Below are 20,874 nucleotides of genomic sequence, written 5' to 3' on the forward strand. Positions count from 1 at the left end.
CGTTACATGGCACTAAGAACTGTAGAAAAAAAGACGATTATAGAAGGATTTAAAATCCATGAAAAAGACACCGGTTCTCCTGAAGTTCAAATTGCGCTTCTCACGGAAAGGATTAAATCCCTGACCGAACACTTTAAGAAGTTTTCTAAAGATCATAATTCACGGAGAGGACTACTTATCATTGTTGGAAGTAGAAGGAAGCTGCTCAGTTATCTGAAACAGAAAAACATGGACAGATACAAAAAGGTCATCGAGAGACTTGGACTAAGAAAATAAAATAAAAAAAGGAAGATATTACATGGAAGAACACATTACAATTGATTATGCAGGCAGACCACTGACAATAAGCACAGGCGGTGTTGCAAAACAGGCAGATGGCAGCGTATTGGTTCAATACGGCGACACTGTAATGCTCGTTACAGCAGTTGCAGATAAAAGGCCTATTGACAGGGATTTTCTCCCCCTCACGGTAAATTACCAGGAGATGTCTTATGCTGCCGGAAGGATTCCCGGTGGTTTCTTGAGAAGAGAAGGGAGAACAACGGATAAAACAACACTTACATCCCGCCTTATAGACAGGGCGCTACGGCCGTTATTCCCAAAAAGTTTCAGGAATGAGACACAGATAATAGCCAACGTACTTTCGGTTGACCAGGAAAACGATCCTGTAATACTCGGTATCATCGGCGCTTCCTGCGCCCTTACTATTTCACAGATACCATTTGCCGGCCCCATAGCCGGCGTAAAAATAGGTAGAAAAGATGGATCCTTTATCATAAATCCTTCTAATGCTGATCTGGAAGAAAGCGATATTGATATAATAGTAGCGGGTACAAAAGAAGCGATACTTATGGTTGAAGGTGCAGCAGAATTTGCACCCAGCAGCGACCTGATTGAGGCAATTCATTTCGGTCACCAAAGCCTGTTACCGTTGATAGAATGTCAGGAAAAGTTAAGGGAGTTATGCGGGAAGGAAAAGTGGGTTGTTCGGGAAATGGAAATTCCCTATGGACTGAAAGATGAAATAAAAGGAAAAATCGAGCAAGACCTGCTGGAAGCCTTTGCTATAAGGAGTAAGCTTGATAGATACGGCAGGCAGGATGAGATACGTGATAAACTGGTAAAAGAGTATGAGGGTACGGAAGCAAGTATCCTGAACAAGATATTTGAAGACATAACAAGGGATATCCTGCGGCAGCAACTCCTTGCAACCAGGAAAAGAATAGACGGGAGATCGCCTGACGAAGTAAGGAATATTACCTGCAAAACCGGTGTGCTTCCAAGGACACATGGCTCAGCCATTTTCACAAGGGGAGAGACCCAGGCGCTTGCAATAACGACCCTTGGAACCTCTAGTGACGAACAGAAAGTTGAATCCCTCCAGGAAGGGGAATTATACAAAACCTTCATGCTGCACTATAACTTCCCGCCCTTTTCAGTGGGCGAAGTAGGCATGCTCAGGGCGCCGTCGAGACGTGAGATAGGCCACGGCAACCTTGCCTTAAGGGCCCTTACTCCAATGCTGCCCACGAAAGATGATTTTCCTTACACGATAAGGATAGTATCGGAAATCCTCGAATCTAACGGTTCATCATCTATGGCAACCGTCTGCGCCGGGTGTTTGTCGCTTATGGACGCAGGGGCGCCGATAAAAGAACCTGTAGCAGGTATTGCAATGGGTCTTGTAAAAGAAGGCGAAGTGGAAATAGTCCTCACCGATATACTGGGCGATGAAGACCATCTTGGTGATATGGATTTCAAGGTCGCAGGGTCAAAAAGAGGCATTACCGCCATCCAGATGGACATAAAGATAAAAGGGATAACCAAAGAAATTATGTCAAAGGCGGTCACCCAGGCCCAGGAAGGTATAGAAAAGATACTCGGCATAATGGCCGAAACATTGCCGGGCCCAAGGGAATCGCTATCCCCGTACGCACCGAGGATGTTTACCATCAGAATAAATACCGACAAGATACGGGATGTTATAGGTCCCGGCGGAAAAATGATAAGGAGTATCGTAGAGCAGACAGGCGTGAAAATAGATATAGAAGATTCAGGCATTGTTACGATTGCATCGCCCGATGAAGATTCTGCAGCCAAGGCAATAGAAATAATCAGAAAACTGACCAAAGAAGTTGAAATAGGCGAGACATACTTCGGTAAGGTTGTAAAGGTCTTAGATGCAGGTGTTATTGTCGAATTAGCGCCCGGAGTGGATGGTTTTGTCCATATCAGCCAGCTTGCCGACGGCTACATAAAAAAGACATCGGATGTTGTCAGAGAGGGCGACGAGTTTATGGTGAAAGTCATAGCTGTTGAACCTAACGGCAGAATCAAGCTGTCACGGAAGGCATTACTGAATGAAGAGAAGGGCTGGCAAAAGGATGCATGATAGCTTCCCAATAGAATTCAGGAGTCAGAATTAAGAATCTTGAATAAAAGATTCAGAATTCTTTCTGATTCCTGACCGCCAATCCTTGAATCCTGGATTCTATCTGATGTATTCTGAATCCTATGTCATATATAAGGACAATAAAATAAATGTATAGAAAAACATCCTTACCAAACGGTATCACCATAGTAACCGAGTCTATTCCATATTTTCCAACCGTATCCATGGGGCTATGGCTAAAAACAGGGGGAAGGCACGAAAATGAGTTAAACAACGGTATTTCCCATTTTATAGAGCACATGCTTTTTAAAGGGACGTCAAAACGCACTGCCTTTGATATAGCAAAGGATATGGATGCTGTCGGAGGAACAATAAATGCATTCACCGGAAAAGAATATACCTGCTTCTATGCACGGACGCTGAGAAAAGATATGGACCTTGCCTTTGATGTATTATCCGATATGCATAAACATTCGCTTTTTAAAGATGACGACATCGAAAAAGAAAAATATGTAATCATGCAGGAAGTAAAGATGATCGAGGATAACCCGGAAGAATATATATACGATATGTTCAATGCATCTTACTTTAAGGGACATCCTCTCGGATTGCCGATCCTCGGCAAAGAGGTGAACATAGAGCACTTTACAAGGGATGCGCTCGTAGAACATCTTGCAACTTATTATTCACCGGACAACCTGATTATAACCGCAACCGGTAGAATTAACCATGATATGTTTGTGGAAAAAGTAGGAAAGTTTTTTTGTGATGTAAAAAAACAGGACATTCAGAAGACGCCTATAATTGAACCGGTCCCCTATAAAAATATGAATATTTACGAAAGGGACCTTGAACATATGTATCTCTGCATCGGAACAAAAGGTGTAAGCCAGGTTGACAAGCGGAGATATGCTCTTTATGTGCTGAACGCTATTATGGGTGGAAGCATGAGCTCGCATCTTTTCCAGGAGGTGAGAGAGAAAAGGGGACTTGTCTATAACATTTATTCTTACGTTAATTGCTACCATGATACTGGCACATTCGGCATATCCACCTCAACGTCACAGGAGTCAATGAAAGAAGTGATAACCCTTGTAAAAGAAGAAATAGAAAGGATACGGGACAACGGTATCACTGAAAGCGAGCTTGCCTTCTCAAAGGAACACATCAAAGGGAATCTCTTTATATCGCTGGAAAGCTCTGAAGCAAGAATGGGGAGACTCGCAAAAAACGAGATTTATTTCGGTGAATACATACCCCTGAAGGAGACTATCCGGGAGATAGACAGTATTAAAAAATCCGAGGTAGACAGTATAGGAAGGGAAATTTTTGAGGATCCACAAAATATACCCCTTACAATACTTGGCAGAATAAAAAAAGCAGATGAAAACAATGTTAAAGCGATATGGAAGAACTGAAAGTTTTAATCACAGCTAAAGAAGGCGCCATGCTTCCGGAATATGCCACAGATGCTTCGTCCGGTATGGACCTGCTGGCTTTTATAGATGAGTCTATAGCTTTAAAGCCATTTGAGAGGATACTTGTCCCAACGGGTGTATATATAAGTATCCCCGAAGGGTACGAAGCAGAGATCAGGCCGCGAAGCGGTCTTGCACACAAATTCGGCATTACAATCCTTAACACACCGGGCACCATAGACAGTGATTACAGGGGCGAGATAAAGATCTTGCTGATAAATCTCAGCAAAGAATCTTTTACTATCCAAAAAGGGGACAGGATTGCCCAGATGGTCTTTAAGCATGTCATTAAGGCAAGTTGGGTAGCAGTTGAAAAGCTGCCCGAGACACCAAGGGGAGAAGGGGGATTCGGCTCTACAGGTATCAATTTTACTGAAAATTTACAAATTACATTTGCCTACCCGGATACCGGAAGTTCACAAAAGTGAATTATACCTGTTCAGAGACCAGGGTCAAATCTTTATCTATTGACAATATGTCATGACCCCATTAAAGAGTTATTATGAACCTATATGCCTTCCTTGACAGCTATATAAGTTACTTAACAGCCGAGAGAGGCGCATCGCTTCATACTATAGACGCATATAACAGGGATATTATGGGGTTCATCAAATACCTCGAGCAAGGAACTGATGAGACCAAATCTTTATCAGAGACAGAAGAGACCGGGGTCAAATCTTTATCTATTGAAAATATGTCAAAGAGTAAAGATTTGACCCCTTGTACATTAACCCCTGATATCGTTGAGGCATACATGGGCAATCTAAGAGACAGAGGGAAAAAAGCGAGAAGTATCGTAAGGGCGGTTTCAGCTCTCAGAGGTTTTTTTAATTTTCTTCTGGCTGATGGCAACATTGCACATAATCCCCTTGAAGAATTAGAGACTCCGAAATTTAGAATGCCCATTCCCGACGTGCTAAGCGAAGAGGAAATGCTTACTCTACTCCAGATGCCGAGCGAATCAAGGACATCTGTTCGGGACCGGACAATGATTGAGCTGCTATATGCTACAGGCTTACGGGTATCAGAGCTTATCCAATTGAAAAAGAGCGATATCAACCTTGAAGGCGGTTTCCTTATTGCCTCCGGGAAAAGGTCAAAAGAAAGGGTTGTGCCGCTCGGTGAGTTTTCCAGACAGGCGATAAAGCAGTACATTGAAAAAGAAAAACCGAAAGGCATATTCCTCTTTCCAAACAAACAGGGTGAAAAGCTTACAAGGCAGACAGTATGGAAGTTTATCAGAAAATATGGCAACAAAATGGAAAAAACCCATATTTCTCCTCACACCATACGGCATACCTTTGCAACGCATCTTCTTGAAGGCGGAGCAGATTTACGCTCTGTGCAGATATTGCTCGGACACGAAGATATCTCAACGACCCAGATTTATACCCATGTTGACAGAAAAAGGTTGAAGGAAGTTCATAAAAAATACCACCCGAGGGGATAATGAAGATCATCACATCCCATAATAACGCTGATTTCGATTCTCTCTCCTCAATGGTTGCTGCAAAAAAATTGTATCCTGATGCGATCTTTGCATTCCCCGGTTCACAGGAAAAAACACTGAGGGAATTTCTCATCCACTCTACCTTGTACCTATTTGATATTGCCAGAATGAAGGATATCGACTACAGCACCATAGACACCCTCATCCTTGTTGACACAAGGCAGAAAAACAGAATTGGAGAATTTGCGCATGTTATTGATTTAAAAAAAGCAAAGATTCATATTTATGACCACCACCCTGCCTCTGATGATGATATAAAGGGTGACGTAGAATATATAAAAAACATAGGCGCAACCGTATCAATGCTCGTGTCCATGATTAAAGAACAGGACATTGACATATCCCCTGAGGAAGCAACAGTTATGATGCTCGGCATATATGAAGAGACAGGCAGTTTTCAGTTTCCGTCCACTACGGTGGAAGATTTTTCCGCAGCGTCATTTCTTCTGTCAAAAGGCGCCAATGTGAATATTGTGTCGGATATGCTCGTCAAGGAGCTTACACCGGAACAGGTCTTCCTACTCAATGATTTGATAAGTAACGCATCTGTCTTAAACATCAACGGTGTTGATATCGTGATAACAGAAGTTAGCACGGAAGATTATGTTGGAGACCTTGCTGTTATTGTTCATAAATTTCGTGATATGGAAAATATAAACGTGATCTTTGCTATTTTCAGGATGGAAGACAGGGTATATATTATCGGCAGGAGCAGGATAGCTGAAGTAGATGTTGGACACATCCTTTCCCTGTTTGGCGGCGGCGGTCATAAAGAAGCTGCCTCTTCAACAGTGAAGGATATGACGATAATTGAGGCCAGAGAAAGGCTCATACAACTCCTTAAACACAACATAAAATCCCTCTGGATGGCAAAGGACATTATGTTTTTCCCTGTTAAGTCCATAGATGCCGAATGTCCCATCAGTGAAGCAAACAACATTATGGTAAAGTACAACATAAATGCCCTCCCTGTTTTATCGAATGAAAAAGTTGTAGGCGTTATCACCCGTCAGATTGTGGAAAAAGCGGCCTTCCATAAACTTGAAAATATACCGGTAAAGGAATATATGTCCACAGAGACTTCAACCGTTAAACCGGATGACTCCCTAGAAAAGGTAAAAGAGATCATCATCGGCAATGGCCAGCGGTTTCTCCCCGTAACAAAAGAGGAAGGACTTGTAGGCGCAATCACCAGAACAGACCTTTTAAGGATTCTTGAGGATGAGATATCAAAGACCGTCCTCGGAAAGCTCGAAATCCATGATATGTATGAAAAAAAGAAGAACGTAAAGAAACTTATGGATGAAAGGCTTGACAAGAAAGCGCTGAATAAGCTTGCGGATATTGGGGGTTTGGCAGACAGAATGGGATATCACGCCTACTTAGTCGGCGGCTTTGTAAGAGACCTTTTGCTCAGAAACGAAAACTTCGATATTGATATTGTAATAGAGGGCGACGGGATACTCTTTGCAGAAGAGATGTCGCGGGCATTCAGCGTAAAGGTCCGGCAGCATAAGGAATTTGCCACTGCAAAGATTACCTACAAGGACGGTTTCAAAATAGATATTGCGACAGCAAGACTGGAATACTATAAGGCCCCGGCAGCGCTCCCTACCGTGGAACACAGCTCATTAAAGCTTGACCTTCACAGAAGGGACTTTACAATAAACACGCTTGCAATATCCCTTAACAAAAATTCCTTCGGGCAATTGCTTGACTTTTTTGGGGCGCAAAGAGACATAAAAGAAAAAACAATCAGGGTTCTGCATAGCCTGAGTTTTGTTGAAGACCCGACTCGGGTGTTCAGGGCTATCAGGTTTGAGATCAGATTTGGTTTTCATATCGGGAAACACACCATGAACCTGATAAAAAATGCTGTAAAGATGAATTTCCTTTCAAAAATACGCGGTAAAAGGGTATGGACCGAACTCACCCTCATTCTGCTGGAAGATGAACCGGAAAAGATATTAAAAAGACTACAGGATATTGACCTCTTGAGATTCATATACCCCGGCCTTACCTTCGGGAAAGATAAGGAAAAACTTTTTAGTCAGATGCACGCGGTGTTTAAATGGTACGAGCTGCTTTACAGGGGCATACAGTGCGACAGGATACAGTACTTTCTTTTGGGGCTTATTGATCAGATGAAAGATGATGAGGTCATTGAATTCTGTAAAATAACAGAAATGTCGGAAGCATTAAAAAGAAAAACACTTGATAACTGGAAAAAGATAAAAGATACAATACTAAAATTTGCATTTGATTTTAAAACAATGAAAAAGAGCGAAGTTTGCAAGCAATTGGAACCGCTTTCGCAGGAAGCGAAGCTGCTTATTATGGCAAAAACCAGGTCCGAAGCGATCAAGAAAACTATCTCAAATTATATTACCTACATAGACACTTTCACCCCTGTCCTCACAGGGGAAGATCTCAAAAAAATGGGAATAAAAGAAGGACCTGTTTATAAAGAAATTCTGGATGCACTGAAAGAAGCAAAAATAGATATGGGTTTGAAAACAAAAGAGGATGAGATAAACTTTCTAAAAGAGTACACTGAAAAGAAAGCTTTATGACACCAAATTTTAATGTGCGAAGTGAAAATTTTTGGAACTAAGCATCTTAATATACAAAATCCAAAACGAGAGCAAGGGAAAATGGATCTTTTAGTACCAGCACTTGAAGTAAAAATGGAATGCTATGAAGGGCCTCTCGCCGTTATGATTACCCTCATAAAAAAGAACAAGGTAAGCATCTGGGATATACCGCTTGCAACGATTACGGACAGGTTTTTAAAATACGTGGAGCTTGTTAGCAACATGAGCTTGAAGATAGCTGAAGATTTTATAGAGATGGCTTCTCTTCTGATATTTATTAAATCAAAGATGCTCCTTCCGGCAATTACCGTGCAGGACGAAGATGACCCGAGGGAAGAGCTTATTGATAGGATTATCGAATACGAGAAAGTCCGGGGTATGGTTGAGAAAATAGACAACCTTTCCATGCTCGACAGGGATACCTTCGGTAGAGGAATAAAAACAGTTGACGGGCAGATGGAGTATGATCTGCTTGAGCTTTGCAATATATTCCTCGAAGTATTAAAAAACAATGAAGAACAGTTTATCGTAATCAGGGAAATAAAGCCGACACTTGAAGAAAAATTACAGATGCTTAAAACCATTCTTGACTCATCAGGCCTTTTTGTATGGTCTATAAACGACCCGGTTGAGCAGGCCGATAAAGTTGCTACCATGCTCGGGATGCTTGAACTCACGAAGATAAAAATGGCAACCATTTCTCAGCGAAAACCTTTCGGGAAGATAGTGCTTAAGAGAAGGGAAAACTAAATACTAAAGAGAGGTTAAAATATGCCGAGCAGAAAAGCACGGATAATTCTTCTGGTAGTTTTGATATTTATTGCAGTAGTCGTTTTTGGCTCTATGGCAATAGGCATTAGCGACGGAATGTTCAGGGATAAGATCGGCGTTGTGGAAATAAGCGGTGTTATTACCGAATCAAAAGACGCTATGGAAGACATAGTCAGGTTTAAAGAAGACGACAGCATAAAAGGGGTGATCATCAGGATAAATTCCCCCGGAGGCTCTGTTGGCCCCAGCCAGGAGATATACAGTGAAGTCATAAAGTTGAAGGCAAAAAAGAAGGTCTATGCATCTATGGGTTCCGTATGTGCCTCGGGTGGATACTATATTGCCGTTGCAGGGGAAAAAATCTATGCCATGCCTGCTACAATAACCGGCAGCATAGGCGTCATTATGGAGCATATGATCATAGAAGACCTTTTTAAGAAGATCGGTTTACAGCCAAATACCATAAAGTCAGGCGCATTCAAGGATGCAGGCACTCCATTCAGGAAGATGAAAGACGAAGAAAAGATATATTTTCAGGGTATATTGGACGGTATCCACGAGCAATTTATAAAGGTTGTAGCTCAGGAGAGAAAACTGCCCATAGATACTGTAAAGAAGCTTTCCGACGGAAGAATTTTTATCGGGACACAGGCAAAAGATTTAAAGCTTGTCGATAAGATAGGCACTTTTTATGATACGGTAGATGACATGAAAAAGGCTTTGAATATGAAGGATAAACCTGTCCTCGTATACGGCAAGAAGCCGTTCTCGCTCGTAAAATGGCTTGTATCGTCCATGACTAAAGTTGTAATATCCGAATATTTTTCCGGAATGTTCAAATACAGCGTAAGCCCTTAAAAGCCGGAACACTATTTTGTTCTCTGCCGTGACTGAAGAAACTCTGTCGCGGAGAGGAACAAAGAATAATAGTTACGGATTATGTTCCTCTTTAGAGCCTATATATTTTCGTGTATACTGTGATATGATTTGGGCTATTATGACAAAAGGGATGGTTTGTAGATGCAAGGATAGGACAATCAACATTATTGAGGGAACTTGCACGATAGTGCAACGGCATGGTGATGATAGTCATACGGATGTGACCCGTCGAGAAGAAGCAGAAGCAAAGGTGAGAGAAAGCGAGTCGAGGTTCCGCTCATTCTTCGAGGAATCTGCTGAAGCAATAATCCTCCTGGACAGGGACACAATCATAGACTGCAACCATATTGTCTTAGCCCGAGAGGCCGCTGATCGGAAACAAATGGATGAAGGGGGAAGAGTGGGTCGATTTCTTCGATGAATGTCCACTATGATAGAACACAACGAAACACATAACGATGCGGATAAAGCTAAAGATGCAGAAGCCCGGGTAAACCTCAGCTTCTTCAGATCTATGCGTGGCAAGATACTCGGGTTGTTTCTCGCGTTCGCAATACTTCCGTCGCTGTTCGCTGTGGGCTTTTCTTATCAACAAATCAGCCACGCTTTAGAAGATCGTATTAAGAACGAGCTGAAGCGCACTGCTCGACTTCAGGCTGCCCACCTCGATGCCATGTTCGACGAATGCATCAAGGACATGCGTGTAGTTGCAGCAACGGACGAGGTGCGCTCAATGGCGCCGCAAGGCATCCATCGGGCAACCGCGAGCTTCAATCAGCTTTGGAAACGATATACGGGCATCACGATATACAGAGCCGACGGGTATGCCGTCGCGGAAAGCATAAGGACGCCTGAAGAGACCCGCAAGGCACATCAGAATATCGCAGACCGTGAATACTTTCAGAAAGCGGTATGCGGTGAAGAAACCATTTCTGATACTGTCATGGCAAAGTCAGGTGAAGGACTCGTCACAACGATAGCCGTCCCTATTTACAGAAAGGGCATCATCGGTGTTGCGGCGGCCGACATTACCGTAGATGCAATAGCCCTCTCTCTATATGAGTCACGGTTCGGGTGGACAGGCAATGTGTACCTGGTGGACCGGGAGGGCAACTTTATCTGGCCATCCCGGTTCTCGGAAGAATCGCTGCAGAAGGAATTCATCAATAAACAGACGCAATTAGAGCTGCGAGTCGATATGTTCGGGACGCAGAAAGCTCTGGCAGGAAATCCGGAGGCAAGCATTTATTATAATTATCGCGGCAGAGAGGTGCTAGGCTCATATATCCACATTCCGCGCACCGGTTGGGGACTTTTCATTGAGCAGGAAACCGAAGAGGCCCTTGCCTCGGTGCGAAGGTTGCGGAATATTTCAATTCTGGTTGGACTCATGTTTGCCGGATTGGCCACAGGTATAGCGGTTTTTATTTCGGGCGGCATGATCAAAAACACGGTGAGACTGACACGTGCCGCAAGCGAGCTCAGGAAAGGCAACCTTGCGGTTCGCGCAGACGTTACCAGCACTGATGAGTTAGGCCAACTGGCGGAGAACTTCAACAGTATGGCAGACCGCATAACTACGCTCGTGTCGAAACTGGAGCAACAGATTGTGAAACAGACAGCGGCAAACGAAGCACTTCACCGTGAGATTGCCGAACGAAAGCAGGCAGAGGAATTGCTGAGAAAAAGTGAAGTCCGCTACCGCAGCCTCTTTGATGGAGTGCCTGTCGCCCTGTACCGTTCGACGCCAGCCGGTCAGTCCCTTGACGTGAATACCGCCATGGTCGAAATGTTCGGTTCCCCCGACCGGGAAACTATGCTGGCATTGAATGTTACCGAGCTCTATGCAGACCCTGAAGACCGTGTATGGTGGAAGGCGCTCATGGAACAGGAAGGTCTTGCGTGTGATTTTGAGTTCCAGGCGCGGCGTCTTGACGGCCGGTTGCTCTGGGTCAAGAAAACCAGCCGGGTTGTAAAGGATGACCAGGGTCAGGCAGTGTATTATGAAGGGAGTCTGGAGGACATTACGGAGCGGAAGCGGGCAGAGGAGGCGGTTCGGCAGGAAAGAGAGAGGTTTCAGATTGTCTCGGAGAACGCCCCGCTGGGCATGGCCATGATTGGGAAGGACGGTGCGTTCAAATATATCAACCCAAGGTTCAAAGAACTCTTCGGCTACGACCTGGAAGATATCCCCGACGGGAGAACATGGTTCAGAAAGGCATTCCCCGATCATGAGTACAGACACAACGTCATTGCAGTCTGGCTAAACCAGTTTCAGGACGCTCAAGGGAAGAAGCCCCGGGAGGCTCCAAGCGTCTTCAACACTACCTGTAAGGACGGCACCACGAAGGTCATAAGCTATCTCGGTGTGACACTCGAAACCGGCGAACATATCATGACCTGCGAGGACATCACAGAGCGTGTAAGGGCAGAAGAGGTCTTGAAGAAACACCACGAACAACTCCTCAGGGAGATTGAGACCCGGAAGAACTTTGAGCGGGAACTGGAGAAGTCGAGAGGACAGCTCCGCCGCCTGTCGGAACACCTCCAGCAGGCAAGGGAAGCCGAGAGGACCCGCATCGCCAGAGAGTTCCATGATGAACTGGGTCAGTCTCTCTCTGCCTTGAAAATTGACCTTACGTGCCTCGGCAATGGTATGCCAGAAGATTACGCATCGCTGCGGGAGCAAACAAAGACTATGGAGGTACGGATAGACGACGCCATCAATACCGTGAGGACTATCTGCTCCCGGCTCCGCCCCCCTATGCTCGACCACTTCGGACTGCCTGCCACATTGCAATGGTACTTACAGGACTTTGAAAAGCGGACAGGCATTACATGCAGCGCTGAGATAGACCAGAACATCTCCGTGAAGGACAAAGACCTTGCCCTCGTGGTCTTCCGCATTGTCCAGGAAGCCATGACAAATATTCTTCGCCACGCAGCGGCCAGAAATGTGACAGTGACTCTCAACAAGAAAGGGCCCGGCCTTGCGCTGAAAGTCGAGGATGACGGTAAGGGTATCTCGGAAGAGGAGGTATCGAACCCCAGATCTTTGGGTATCATAGGAATCCAGGAGCGGATCCGTTTCTGGGACGGACGAGTGCAATTTCAGGGCAGACCCGGAAGAGGCACCACCATGATCATATGGATACCTATTGGTCGTCACAAGCGAAATGCCTCTGCGAAGGGCTTTGAAACTCGAGAGGAGGGTACGCTATGATAAAAGTTTTCATTGTTGACGATCACATCATCTTTCGTGAGGGCTTGAAAAAGGTCATTGCCACTGACCCCGATATGGAGGTGGCAGGCGAAGCGGGCGACGGCAGGGAAGCTCTGCATAAGATTACCGGGAACACCTACGATGTGGTCTTGCTCGATATCGGACTGCCCGGCATGGACGGACTCGATGTGTTGCGAACTGCAAGAAAGAAGAAACCCGCTCTCCCCATACTTCTCCTCAGCATCTTTCCCGAGGAGCAATACGCGGTATGGGCTCTCAAGGAAGGGGCATCAGGATATCTCACCAAAGAGAGCGTCCCCAGCGAGCTGATACGAGCCATTCGGAGGGTGGCTCAGGGAGGAAAGTATGTGAGCGCCTTCCTCGGTGAAAGACTTGCAGATACCCTTATGGGAAAGGGCGGCGGTGAGCCTCATGAATTACTTTCCTCTAGGGAATACCAGGTTTTCCATATGTTAGTAGCAGGAAAATCGGTCAAGAAGATTGCCCAGGAACTCTGTGTTGCCCCTACCACTGTCAGCAGCCACCGTGCTCATATCCTTGAGAAGATGGGTATGAAGAACAATGCGGACCTGATTCGCTACGCCATGGAGCGCCATCTTATTCCCTGAAGGGCCGGTTTTTTGAATGATTCTCCGCAACCCTGCGGGACTCATCCCTTTATAGTATATCAACTACTCAAAAATCATCACCTCAACTATAGTAAATTAGCAACACCTACTATATCGGTGTTTCGATCATGATGATAGGATACAACAAAATTAGAGTCCCTGTATAAGCAAAAGAGTATCAGAGATGTTCCCTCTGTTGCAAAAAGAACCCTGTTTTACCCAGTAGAAAGCTACAGGGAATTATCAAGCTAACATAGCAGCGGGAGCCTTCAGGGCCAGCCACCGTGCGGAACTTGATTGGTTCTCTTCTAAAGGAGAAGCGTCCATGATTTCGATTGATAAATTAATATAATACAAAAAAGGAGGAGACATGTTCAGTATTCTTCAAAGGTTTAGCAAAGTTCTCAATATCATAGCCGGCACAGACCTTACCTTAATGATGTTCCTGACCGTCGCCGATATTTTCATGAGAACCGGTGGCTATCCGATTTTAGGCACTTACGAAATAGTGGCTCTATCGCTGGCAATTGTGATCGGTTTTTCTATACCCCAGGTCTCGCTTGACCGGGGGCATGTATATATGGAAATTATTCTGGACAAGCTTTCAACAAAGAACAAGGCCATATTGAACACCTTTACCCGGATCCTCTGCATCTTTCTGTTCCTTATCATAGGTTATAACCTCTTTATTATCGGAAACGAATTCCATTCATCAGGTGAAGTTTCATCCACATTGAAAATGCCCTTTTTCCCCATTGCCTATTGCGTTGGAGTTTGTGCTTTTGTTGAGTGCTTAGTCTTCGTTTTTGATATCGTAAAAATCTGGAGGGGTCAATATGAATGAGATCACCATAGGCATTATAGCTCTTACCGTGCTGCTTCTTCTTTTTGCAACAGGCATCGAATTGGGCTTTGCGATGGCATTGATAGGCTTTGCAGGTTTTGCTTACTTAAACGGCATCCAGCCTGCCATGCAACTTGTGGGCAGAGACATTTATGACGTCATCACTAACTATGGTTACACGGTCTTCCCTCTCTTTATCCTGATGGGTCAAATCGGTTTTAACGCAGGTATCGCGGTAAGATTGTATGACGCCGCACATAAGTTTGTCGGCCATATTCCAGGCGGCCTTGCTATGGCTACCGTCCTGGGTGCTACCGGTTTCAAAGCCATTTGCGGCTCCTCAGCAGCTACCTCGGCAACGTTCGCCAGTGTTGCAGTTCCTGAAATGGACAGGTACGGTTACGACAGGAGGTTATCGACAGGTATCGTTGCGACAGTGGGAACACTGGGCTGTATCATACCACCCAGTGTTGTTCTTATCGTATTCGGGATTATCACCGAACAATCCATAGGGAAGCTTTTCCTTGCAGGCATAATACCGGGATTAATCATAGCCTTCTTTTTCCTCGCTATCATTTATGCATGGGCAAAGATTGATCCAAAGGTTGCTCCCATGTCGGAGCGGTCAACCTGGAAGGAAAGGATACGCTCTTTGCCGGAGGTTGCCTGGATACTCCTTGTTTTCTGCCTTGTCGTCGGCGGAATCATGGCAGGTTTTTTTACACCCACAGAAGCAGGGGCAATGGGTACATTTGCCGTGCTTGTTCTGGCAATAGCCAAGAGAAACATGAATTTCAAAGGATACGTTAAATCTGTCACAGACGCCCTTCGTACTGCCGGGATGATCCTTATGCTTATAACCGGCTCTGTGGTACTGGGCCATTTTATCGCTGTTACGAATATTCCCCAGAATACAGCGGACTGGCTTGTGTCGCTGCCTTTGAACCGTTATCTTATCCTGATTCTGATCTGCTTCGTTTACGAGATAGGAGGTTCTTTCATTGACGACCTTGCGTTCATGATACTTGCCACACCTATCTTCTACCCGGCCATACTAAAGCTCGGTTTCGATCCTATCTGGTTCGGCATAGTGATCGGTGTTGTAGTTATGATCGGCGTGGTTATCCCACCGGTGGCTGTCTGTGTATTTGTTGTAAAAAACATAACCAAGGAGCCTATGGGACGTATATATAAAGGCGTAACCCCGTTCCTGCTCTCTCTTGTCGCTGTCTGGGGGCTTCTTTTTATTTTTCCTCAGCTCGCACTCTGGTTGCCATCGGTGTTTTATAAATAAGCTTCGGCATAGGGGTAGATAAAATTATTATTTGCGCATAGCAATCTTGGATTTATGACTTTAATAAAGGCAGGCAATATGTCACAATCAAATAACACAACAAACTCAAAAGGGAGGTAATGTTATGGGAAAAAAGGTCGTATTATTTGTTTTTGTCGTTTCGCTTTTATTTTCAACGTATGCTTCTGCAGATGTAATTAAGCTTAAATTTGCGAATTATTTCCCGGTCTCGCACATGAATTCGGTAATAATGGGTAAATTCTGTGAAGAGCTTAACAAAAAGCTCACCGGCAAAGTAGAAATAACCCAGTATACAGGTAGTACCTTGCTCAGCGCCGATAAGATGGCTGCCGGGGTACTCACCGGCATTGCCGACATCGGGCTTTCAAATCTGTCTTATGCAAGGGGACGTTTTCCGGTTATGGAAATGATGGAGTTACCCCTTGGCTTCCCAAGCGCCTGGATAGCCACCCATGTGGATAATGACTTTTACAACAAGTTTAAACCAAAAGAATTTGATAAATATCAAGTAATTATGCTCAGTTCATCCCCGATAACCGTAATCCAGACTGTTAAAAAACCTGTGAATACCCCGGAAGACGTAAAAGGATTAAAACTGAGGGGTATAGGAAGAGTTGGTGATACTATAAAAGCCTTTGGCGGCACTCCAATTCCTGTTTCTACACCCGAAATGTATGATGCGCTCAAAAAGGGTGTAATTGAAGGTGCATTGCTCCCACTTGAAACATTGAAAGGTTTTAAAACAGGCGAAGTTATTAAATACAGCACTGCGTCGTGGAGAATAGGAAGTACATATTGCTTTTATGTTCTCATGAATAAGGATAAATGGAAAAGTCTTCCTCCAGACGCACAAAAAACCATTACCGAGTTTTCCAAAGAGTTTACTGAACGCTGGGCTGTTGAGTGGAATAATATAGACATTGAAGGCAAAGACTACTTTCTCAAACAGGGCGGCAGAATCATACCTCTCAACGAAGTAGAAAATTCTAAATGGATAGAAGCCGCTCAACCTGTTATCGATGACTATAAGAAGGATATGATTTCCAAGGGTTACACTTCACCGGAAAAAGATGAAGCGTGGCCTTTTACATAAACATCCCCCCGGTATAAAGGAATATATACAACAACATGGATAATTTTCATGATATCTCCGACAAGCTTATGACTCTTAAAGAGGCTGTTGCAAAATTTATCAAAAACGGTTGCCAGATAGCTATCGGTGGATTTACAGTATCAAGAAATCCTATGGCCCTTTCATATGAAATCATACGTCAGCGGATAAAAGACATACACCTTGTGTGCCACTCCCATGGTCAGGCTCTTGATATTCTTATAGGTGCAGGCTGTGTAAAGAGGCTGGAGATTGCTTATGGGGGCAATGGAAGATATGCGCCTACCTGCATAAGATTCAGAAATGCGGTTGAAAAAGGCGAAATTGAAATTGAGGATTATTCAAATTATCAGATGAGTCTGCGTTTTTTTGCAGGTGCATTGGGAATTCCTTTTATGGCCACAAAATCAGGGCTCGGCACCGATATAGTCAATCTGGAAGGATTTTCAAAGGAAACAAGGAACACAAGGAAAGTAGCAAAAAAGAAATTGGTTATTGCTCAAAATCCTTTTAACGAAAAAGATGATAAAGTGATCCTGCTCCCTGCATTGAACCCTGATGTAGCCCTGATCCATGTTCAATATGTTGGTGAAGACGGCACCGTTCGCATCAAAGGACTCACATTTGCCGACATAGAACAGGCAAAATCTGCAGATGTTGTTATCATCACATGTGAGGAGATTGTTCCCACAAAGTTCATCCGAACAGACCCGGATCAGAATTCGCTGCCGCCTTTCTTTGTTGACGCAATCATAAAAATACCTTACGGAGCACACCCTACATCCTGTTATGGCTTTTATGACTATGATCCGAAGCACCTTAATATGTATAAAAAGATCGCCAAAGATGCCGGCCTTTTTAATCAATATCTTGACGAATGGGTATATGGTGTTTCTTCCCACGATGAATATATTGACAAAATAGGTGCTTCTGCGCTCCTGGAAATCAAAGCCGATCCCGTGCTCGGTTATGCACCAGGTCTTGACAGAAGATAATGGAGATTGAATAGGTATGGCAGGTTATAGTGATAATGAAATGATGGCAATCAGCGCCGGTAGACTTATAAAAGACGGTGATATTATTTTTGCCGGAACAGGTTTATCAATGCTTGCTGCTACTGCGGCAAAGAAAATCAGTGCCCCGAAGGCGGTTATTTTCTTTGAAACCGGCGGTATTGACCCTACCCTTGATGAAATCCCTATGGCTGTATCTGACTTACGGGTGATGAGCGGAACATGTTTAAACTCCGGGCTCATTGAGGCCTTTTCGATTGTGGGGCACAGAAAGCTCCGCACCATCGCCTTTCTCGGTTCTGCTCAAATCGACAAATACGGCAATCTTAATACAACCGTCATAGGGGACTACCATAAACCGATAACAAGGTTTTCCGGAAGCGGCGGGGCTTGCGATGTCGCTTCACTGGCGTCAGGAGTTATTGTCTTCATGCAGCATGATAAAATAAGATTTGTAGAAAAACTTGATTACATGACCAGCATCGGGTGGTACCAAGGCGGTAAATCCAGGGAAAGGCTCGGACTGCAAAGAGGCGGTGCATTGGCAGTTGTTACAAATCTATGTATTATGAAATTTGACGAAGAAACCAGGCAAATGTATCTCGCAGAACACTATCCCGGAATAAGCCTTGATAACATTATCAAAAACACGGGGTTCGATATTGATGTTTCAAGGACAGTGGATGCAATAGAACCGTCTTCGGAGGAGCTCAGGATATTACGGGAAGAGGTAGACCCTCAGAATCTGATACTTTGAACACATGATTCGTGTTATAATAACTGACAATAAGGCTAAGAAAAATTGGATGAAATAAGCTTACATTTAAAAGGTGTAAAGGGCTGGCTTTTACTTATGTGTATAAGCCTGACCATCCTTGATCCATCATCCATCGTTTTAAATTTAATGATTATAACTAATCTGACAAAGCCTTATTTCAATAAGCATGCAGAATTGTTAAAGATAGTATTGATAAACGGGACATGCAGCATAGGTCTTGCGGTTTTCAGCATATACGCAGGGATATCATTATGGAAAGTACTCCCCAATGCAATAAACACTGCAAAAAAATATCTCCTTGCCATTTCTCTGTATTCGGTTTTTTCAACATTCATCCCCACATTGGTCGGTCTTCAAGCGGAATCAGTCAAAGGCATTTCCGGAAACAACGTTGTCAATAGTTTGCTGACTATCCTTTATGCATCGGCATGGTATTTCTATTTGAAGAAATCCAGAAGGGTAAAGGTAACTTACGGCTCTAACTTATAATCCGTAAGCCTCAGAAAATTTTTAAAGAGCAGCATCTCTTTTTCTTCATAAGAAACCGATAATGCAAGCACCTTGGAAAGCTCGTTCCTCATTGATCCGAATGGTACGTCTGAGCCAAAAAGGACCCTTTCAGGCCCAATCGTTTTTATAAATTTTGAAACCGTATCCTGAGATGCAAGGGCTGTGTCGAAATATATGTTCTCTTTGTTTTTAAAGCTCCGCAGGAACGTATGTGGATCGCCGCCGAGCATACCAAGATGCGGGACAATAAGAGGAAGCCCGTCCGCCATTTCAACAAACCGTTCTGTAAAGGCAAGCTCTTCTTCGATTATAACGGGTTTCCCTGTCTTTTTAATCTTTTCTATTAGACCCGTAAGCGCCTTATCGTCCAGGACATCATAATTTGAGGCCATATCCTGCCAACCCTTCATCCAGTGCCATTTTCCGCCATAGTAAGTCTCAGGTATAGGATCAAAACCATCCTTATTGTAATTTTCCCTGATGTAATGATAGGGTATAAAATTCGGGATTTTCTTTGTCTCATCGAGAAGTCTTACATTAATTCCGTTGTCTGCAATTGCAGTAGACGGGAATGGTATAATAACCACATGCGTCACGCCTGACTCTTTCTGCTGCCTTTGCAACTCTCCCGTGGTAACATCCATACCCATTGATATGGAAGGACCCCAGTGGGAATGGCTGTCTATAATTACCTCAAATTCCATGTGAAAATTCATTGTTGAAAGATGAATAGCATAAATGATATGGTGGTGTAAAGCAAAGCACATTACAGATAGAGGGTGTTAGATAAACAATTAACGCTTGCTGCAATATATGGAGAAATAATGGATCTGCAAACCCCTTTATTGACCGTTGATATAATTATCCGATATAAAGGAGGGATTGTTCTTATCGAGCGTAAAAACCCGCCTCCAGGATGGGCACTCCCCGGGGGGTTCGTTGAAATCGGCGAATCTATTGAAGATGCAGCGATAAGGGAGGCAAAGGAGGAAACCTCCCTTGATGTAACATTAACCGAACAATTTCATGTTTACTCAAGGCCTGGCAGAGACCCCCGTTTCCACACAGTTTCGGTCATCTTCATTGGTAATGGACAAGGCACGCTTCAGGGAAGGGACGATGCAAGAAATGCGGCGATATTTTCTGAAAATGAATTACCCGAGCATATTGCCTTTGATCACCCTCAAATCATCCTGGATTATTTTACCTATATGCGTACGAATAAAAGACCGGCCTAAAAAATCGCCATACGAATGAAACCATAATGTATAAAAATTGTATCATTGCAGGAAAGAGAGATATATTCAATTACAGGGAATAGATTGGATACTTTTATTAAGAAATGTTTTCAGATTCTTGGGGTTTCGAGATATGCTTCACTTGAAGAGACAAAACAGGCATATAAAGATCTGGCTAAGGTTTGGCACCCGGATCGTTTTATTGAAAACCCCCGCTTACAGAAAAAAGCAACGGAAAAACTCACAGAAATAAATATTGCTTATGAAAAGCTGGTATCCTTTTATGAAGATAAAAACAGCCTTCAAGACATATCTGTCAATCCCGATACAAAAAATGAGGAATCCTTTCCGGAACAGCACCCTGCAGCTACCGTTGAAGAGATCAGAACCACCTCAATAAATTACAGATTTTTACCCTGGATGTTTGCAATTTGCATACTGGTTATTCTTATAATTATTGCAATAATCTATACGGATCTAAAAAATAAAAGACCTGATTCCTATACATCTCCTACTATTTCGATGCCCGACCAGATAAAATCTTCCAAGCCTGTCGTAACTGAGTCATCAACCGGAAAGCCAACGGTTC

General features: G+C 43.9%; 19 protein-coding genes and 1 pseudogene. 19 read left to right on the top strand and 1 reads right to left on the bottom strand.

What is annotated here, in order from left to right; genetic code table 11:
* Window positions 1-6: 6 nt before the first annotated feature.
* From rpsO to NT178_05530, 17 genes and pseudogenes are all read left to right on the top strand, one after another.
* Entirely contained in the window at window positions 7-276 is a 270-nt protein-coding gene (gene rpsO, locus NT178_05450) for a 30S ribosomal protein S15 (protein MCX5811977.1), read from the top strand.
* A gap of 22 nt (window positions 277-298) precedes the next feature.
* On the top strand, window positions 299-2,392 hold the full coding sequence (gene pnp / locus NT178_05455) for a polyribonucleotide nucleotidyltransferase (protein MCX5811978.1): 2,094 nt from the start codon (window positions 299-301) through the stop codon (window positions 2,390-2,392).
* A gap of 149 nt (window positions 2,393-2,541) precedes the next feature.
* Window positions 2,542-3,810, top strand: coding sequence for a pitrilysin family protein (locus NT178_05460; GenBank protein ID MCX5811979.1), 1,269 nt, complete (start codon window positions 2,542-2,544; stop codon window positions 3,808-3,810).
* Complete coding sequence (gene dut, locus NT178_05465) at window positions 3,798-4,298, top strand: dUTP diphosphatase (GenBank protein MCX5811980.1); 501 nt, start codon at window positions 3,798-3,800, stop codon at window positions 4,296-4,298. The genes NT178_05460 and dut overlap by 13 nt, the downstream gene beginning before the upstream one ends.
* Window positions 4,299-4,372: 74 nt before the next feature.
* A pseudogene (locus tag NT178_05470) lies at window positions 4,373-5,298 on the top strand (tyrosine-type recombinase/integrase).
* 21 nt (window positions 5,299-5,319) lie between these two features.
* Entirely contained in the window at window positions 5,320-7,953 is a 2,634-nt protein-coding gene (locus NT178_05475; GenBank protein MCX5811981.1) for a CBS domain-containing protein, read from the top strand.
* 81 nt (window positions 7,954-8,034) lie between these two features.
* Window positions 8,035-8,724 carry a segregation/condensation protein A gene (locus NT178_05480; protein ID MCX5811982.1) on the top strand — a complete coding sequence of 230 codons (690 nt, stop codon included), beginning with the start codon at window positions 8,035-8,037 and terminating at the stop codon, window positions 8,722-8,724.
* A gap of 21 nt (window positions 8,725-8,745) precedes the next feature.
* On the top strand, window positions 8,746-9,603 hold the full coding sequence (sppA, locus tag NT178_05485) for a signal peptide peptidase SppA (GenBank protein ID MCX5811983.1): 858 nt from the start codon (window positions 8,746-8,748) through the stop codon (window positions 9,601-9,603).
* Between the two features lie 151 nt (window positions 9,604-9,754).
* Complete coding sequence (locus tag NT178_05490; GenBank protein MCX5811984.1) at window positions 9,755-10,045, top strand: PAS domain-containing protein; 291 nt, start codon at window positions 9,755-9,757, stop codon at window positions 10,043-10,045.
* A gap of 9 nt (window positions 10,046-10,054) precedes the next feature.
* The gene (locus NT178_05495) at window positions 10,055-12,847 is read left to right on the top strand and encodes a PAS domain S-box protein (protein ID MCX5811985.1); all 2,793 of its coding nucleotides are present in this window, start codon (window positions 10,055-10,057) and stop codon (window positions 12,845-12,847) included.
* Window positions 12,844-13,476 (top strand): response regulator transcription factor, encoded by a 633-nt coding sequence (locus tag NT178_05500; GenBank protein ID MCX5811986.1) that lies wholly within the window; start codon window positions 12,844-12,846, stop codon window positions 13,474-13,476. The genes NT178_05495 and NT178_05500 overlap by 4 nt, the downstream gene beginning before the upstream one ends.
* 370 nt (window positions 13,477-13,846) lie before the next feature.
* Window positions 13,847-14,320 (top strand): TRAP transporter small permease, encoded by a 474-nt coding sequence (locus tag NT178_05505; GenBank protein ID MCX5811987.1) that lies wholly within the window; start codon window positions 13,847-13,849, stop codon window positions 14,318-14,320.
* On the top strand, window positions 14,313-15,614 hold the full coding sequence (locus NT178_05510) for a TRAP transporter large permease (GenBank protein ID MCX5811988.1): 1,302 nt from the start codon (window positions 14,313-14,315) through the stop codon (window positions 15,612-15,614). The genes NT178_05505 and NT178_05510 overlap by 8 nt, the downstream gene beginning before the upstream one ends.
* A 124-nt stretch (window positions 15,615-15,738) precedes the next feature.
* A complete protein-coding gene (locus tag NT178_05515; GenBank protein MCX5811989.1) occupies window positions 15,739-16,728 on the top strand; it encodes a TRAP transporter substrate-binding protein in 990 nt (329 codons plus the stop codon).
* 35 nt (window positions 16,729-16,763) lie between these two features.
* Window positions 16,764-17,741 carry a CoA transferase subunit A gene (locus tag NT178_05520; GenBank protein MCX5811990.1) on the top strand — a complete coding sequence of 326 codons (978 nt, stop codon included), beginning with the start codon at window positions 16,764-16,766 and terminating at the stop codon, window positions 17,739-17,741.
* A 16-nt stretch (window positions 17,742-17,757) separates the two neighbouring features.
* Entirely contained in the window at window positions 17,758-18,516 is a 759-nt protein-coding gene (locus NT178_05525) for a ketoacid-CoA transferase (GenBank protein MCX5811991.1), read from the top strand.
* Window positions 18,517-18,561: 45 nt separating this feature from the next.
* A complete protein-coding gene (locus tag NT178_05530; GenBank protein MCX5811992.1) occupies window positions 18,562-19,026 on the top strand; it encodes a DUF2569 family protein in 465 nt (154 codons plus the stop codon).
* Here NT178_05530 and NT178_05535 read toward each other — a convergent pair.
* Entirely contained in the window at window positions 19,008-19,751 is a 744-nt protein-coding gene (locus tag NT178_05535; protein MCX5811993.1) for an amidohydrolase family protein, read from the bottom strand. The genes NT178_05530 and NT178_05535 overlap by 19 nt on opposite strands.
* A 120-nt stretch (window positions 19,752-19,871) precedes the next feature.
* On the opposite strand from NT178_05535, the gene NT178_05540 reads away from it, so the two are divergent.
* Both NT178_05540 and NT178_05545 read left to right on the top strand, forming a co-directional pair.
* Window positions 19,872-20,285, top strand: coding sequence for an NUDIX hydrolase (locus NT178_05540; GenBank protein MCX5811994.1), 414 nt, complete (start codon window positions 19,872-19,874; stop codon window positions 20,283-20,285).
* A gap of 84 nt (window positions 20,286-20,369) precedes the next feature.
* Window positions 20,370-20,874, top strand: a 505-nt coding sequence (locus tag NT178_05545) for a DnaJ domain-containing protein (GenBank protein MCX5811995.1), incomplete at its 3' end; no start/stop codon positions are given.

The organism is Pseudomonadota bacterium (assembly GCA_026388255.1).
In the GTDB taxonomy this organism is placed as follows: Bacteria; Desulfobacterota; Syntrophorhabdia; order Syntrophorhabdales; family Syntrophorhabdaceae; genus JAPLKB01.

Bases quoted from the DNA above. Each gene is read 5' to 3' on its own strand.
- sppA (MCX5811983.1), top strand. From the start codon at position 8,746: ATGCCGAGCAGAAAAGCACGGATAATTCTTCTGGTAGTTTTGATATTT.
- NT178_05480 (MCX5811982.1), top strand. From the start codon at position 8,035: ATGGATCTTTTAGTACCAGCACTTGAAGTAAAAATGGAATGCTATGAA.
- NT178_05500 (MCX5811986.1), top strand. From the start codon at position 12,844: ATGATAAAAGTTTTCATTGTTGACGATCACATCATCTTTCGTGAGGGC.
- NT178_05535 (MCX5811993.1), bottom strand. From the start codon at position 19,751: ATGGAATTTGAGGTAATTATAGACAGCCATTCCCACTGGGGTCCTTCC.
- NT178_05540 (MCX5811994.1), top strand. From the start codon at position 19,872: ATGGATCTGCAAACCCCTTTATTGACCGTTGATATAATTATCCGATAT.
- NT178_05515 (MCX5811989.1), top strand. From the start codon at position 15,739: ATGGGAAAAAAGGTCGTATTATTTGTTTTTGTCGTTTCGCTTTTATTT.
- NT178_05510 (MCX5811988.1), top strand. From the start codon at position 14,313: ATGAATGAGATCACCATAGGCATTATAGCTCTTACCGTGCTGCTTCTT.
- dut (MCX5811980.1), top strand. From the start codon at position 3,798: ATGGAAGAACTGAAAGTTTTAATCACAGCTAAAGAAGGCGCCATGCTT.
- NT178_05505 (MCX5811987.1), top strand. From the start codon at position 13,847: ATGTTCAGTATTCTTCAAAGGTTTAGCAAAGTTCTCAATATCATAGCC.
- NT178_05520 (MCX5811990.1), top strand. From the start codon at position 16,764: ATGGATAATTTTCATGATATCTCCGACAAGCTTATGACTCTTAAAGAG.
- NT178_05460 (MCX5811979.1), top strand. From the start codon at position 2,542: ATGTATAGAAAAACATCCTTACCAAACGGTATCACCATAGTAACCGAG.
- NT178_05525 (MCX5811991.1), top strand. From the start codon at position 17,758: ATGGCAGGTTATAGTGATAATGAAATGATGGCAATCAGCGCCGGTAGA.
- pnp (MCX5811978.1), top strand. From the start codon at position 299: ATGGAAGAACACATTACAATTGATTATGCAGGCAGACCACTGACAATA.
- NT178_05475 (MCX5811981.1), top strand. From the start codon at position 5,320: ATGAAGATCATCACATCCCATAATAACGCTGATTTCGATTCTCTCTCC.
- NT178_05490 (MCX5811984.1), top strand. From the start codon at position 9,755: ATGGTTTGTAGATGCAAGGATAGGACAATCAACATTATTGAGGGAACT.
- rpsO (MCX5811977.1), top strand. From the start codon at position 7: ATGGCACTAAGAACTGTAGAAAAAAAGACGATTATAGAAGGATTTAAA.
- NT178_05495 (MCX5811985.1), top strand. From the start codon at position 10,055: ATGATAGAACACAACGAAACACATAACGATGCGGATAAAGCTAAAGAT.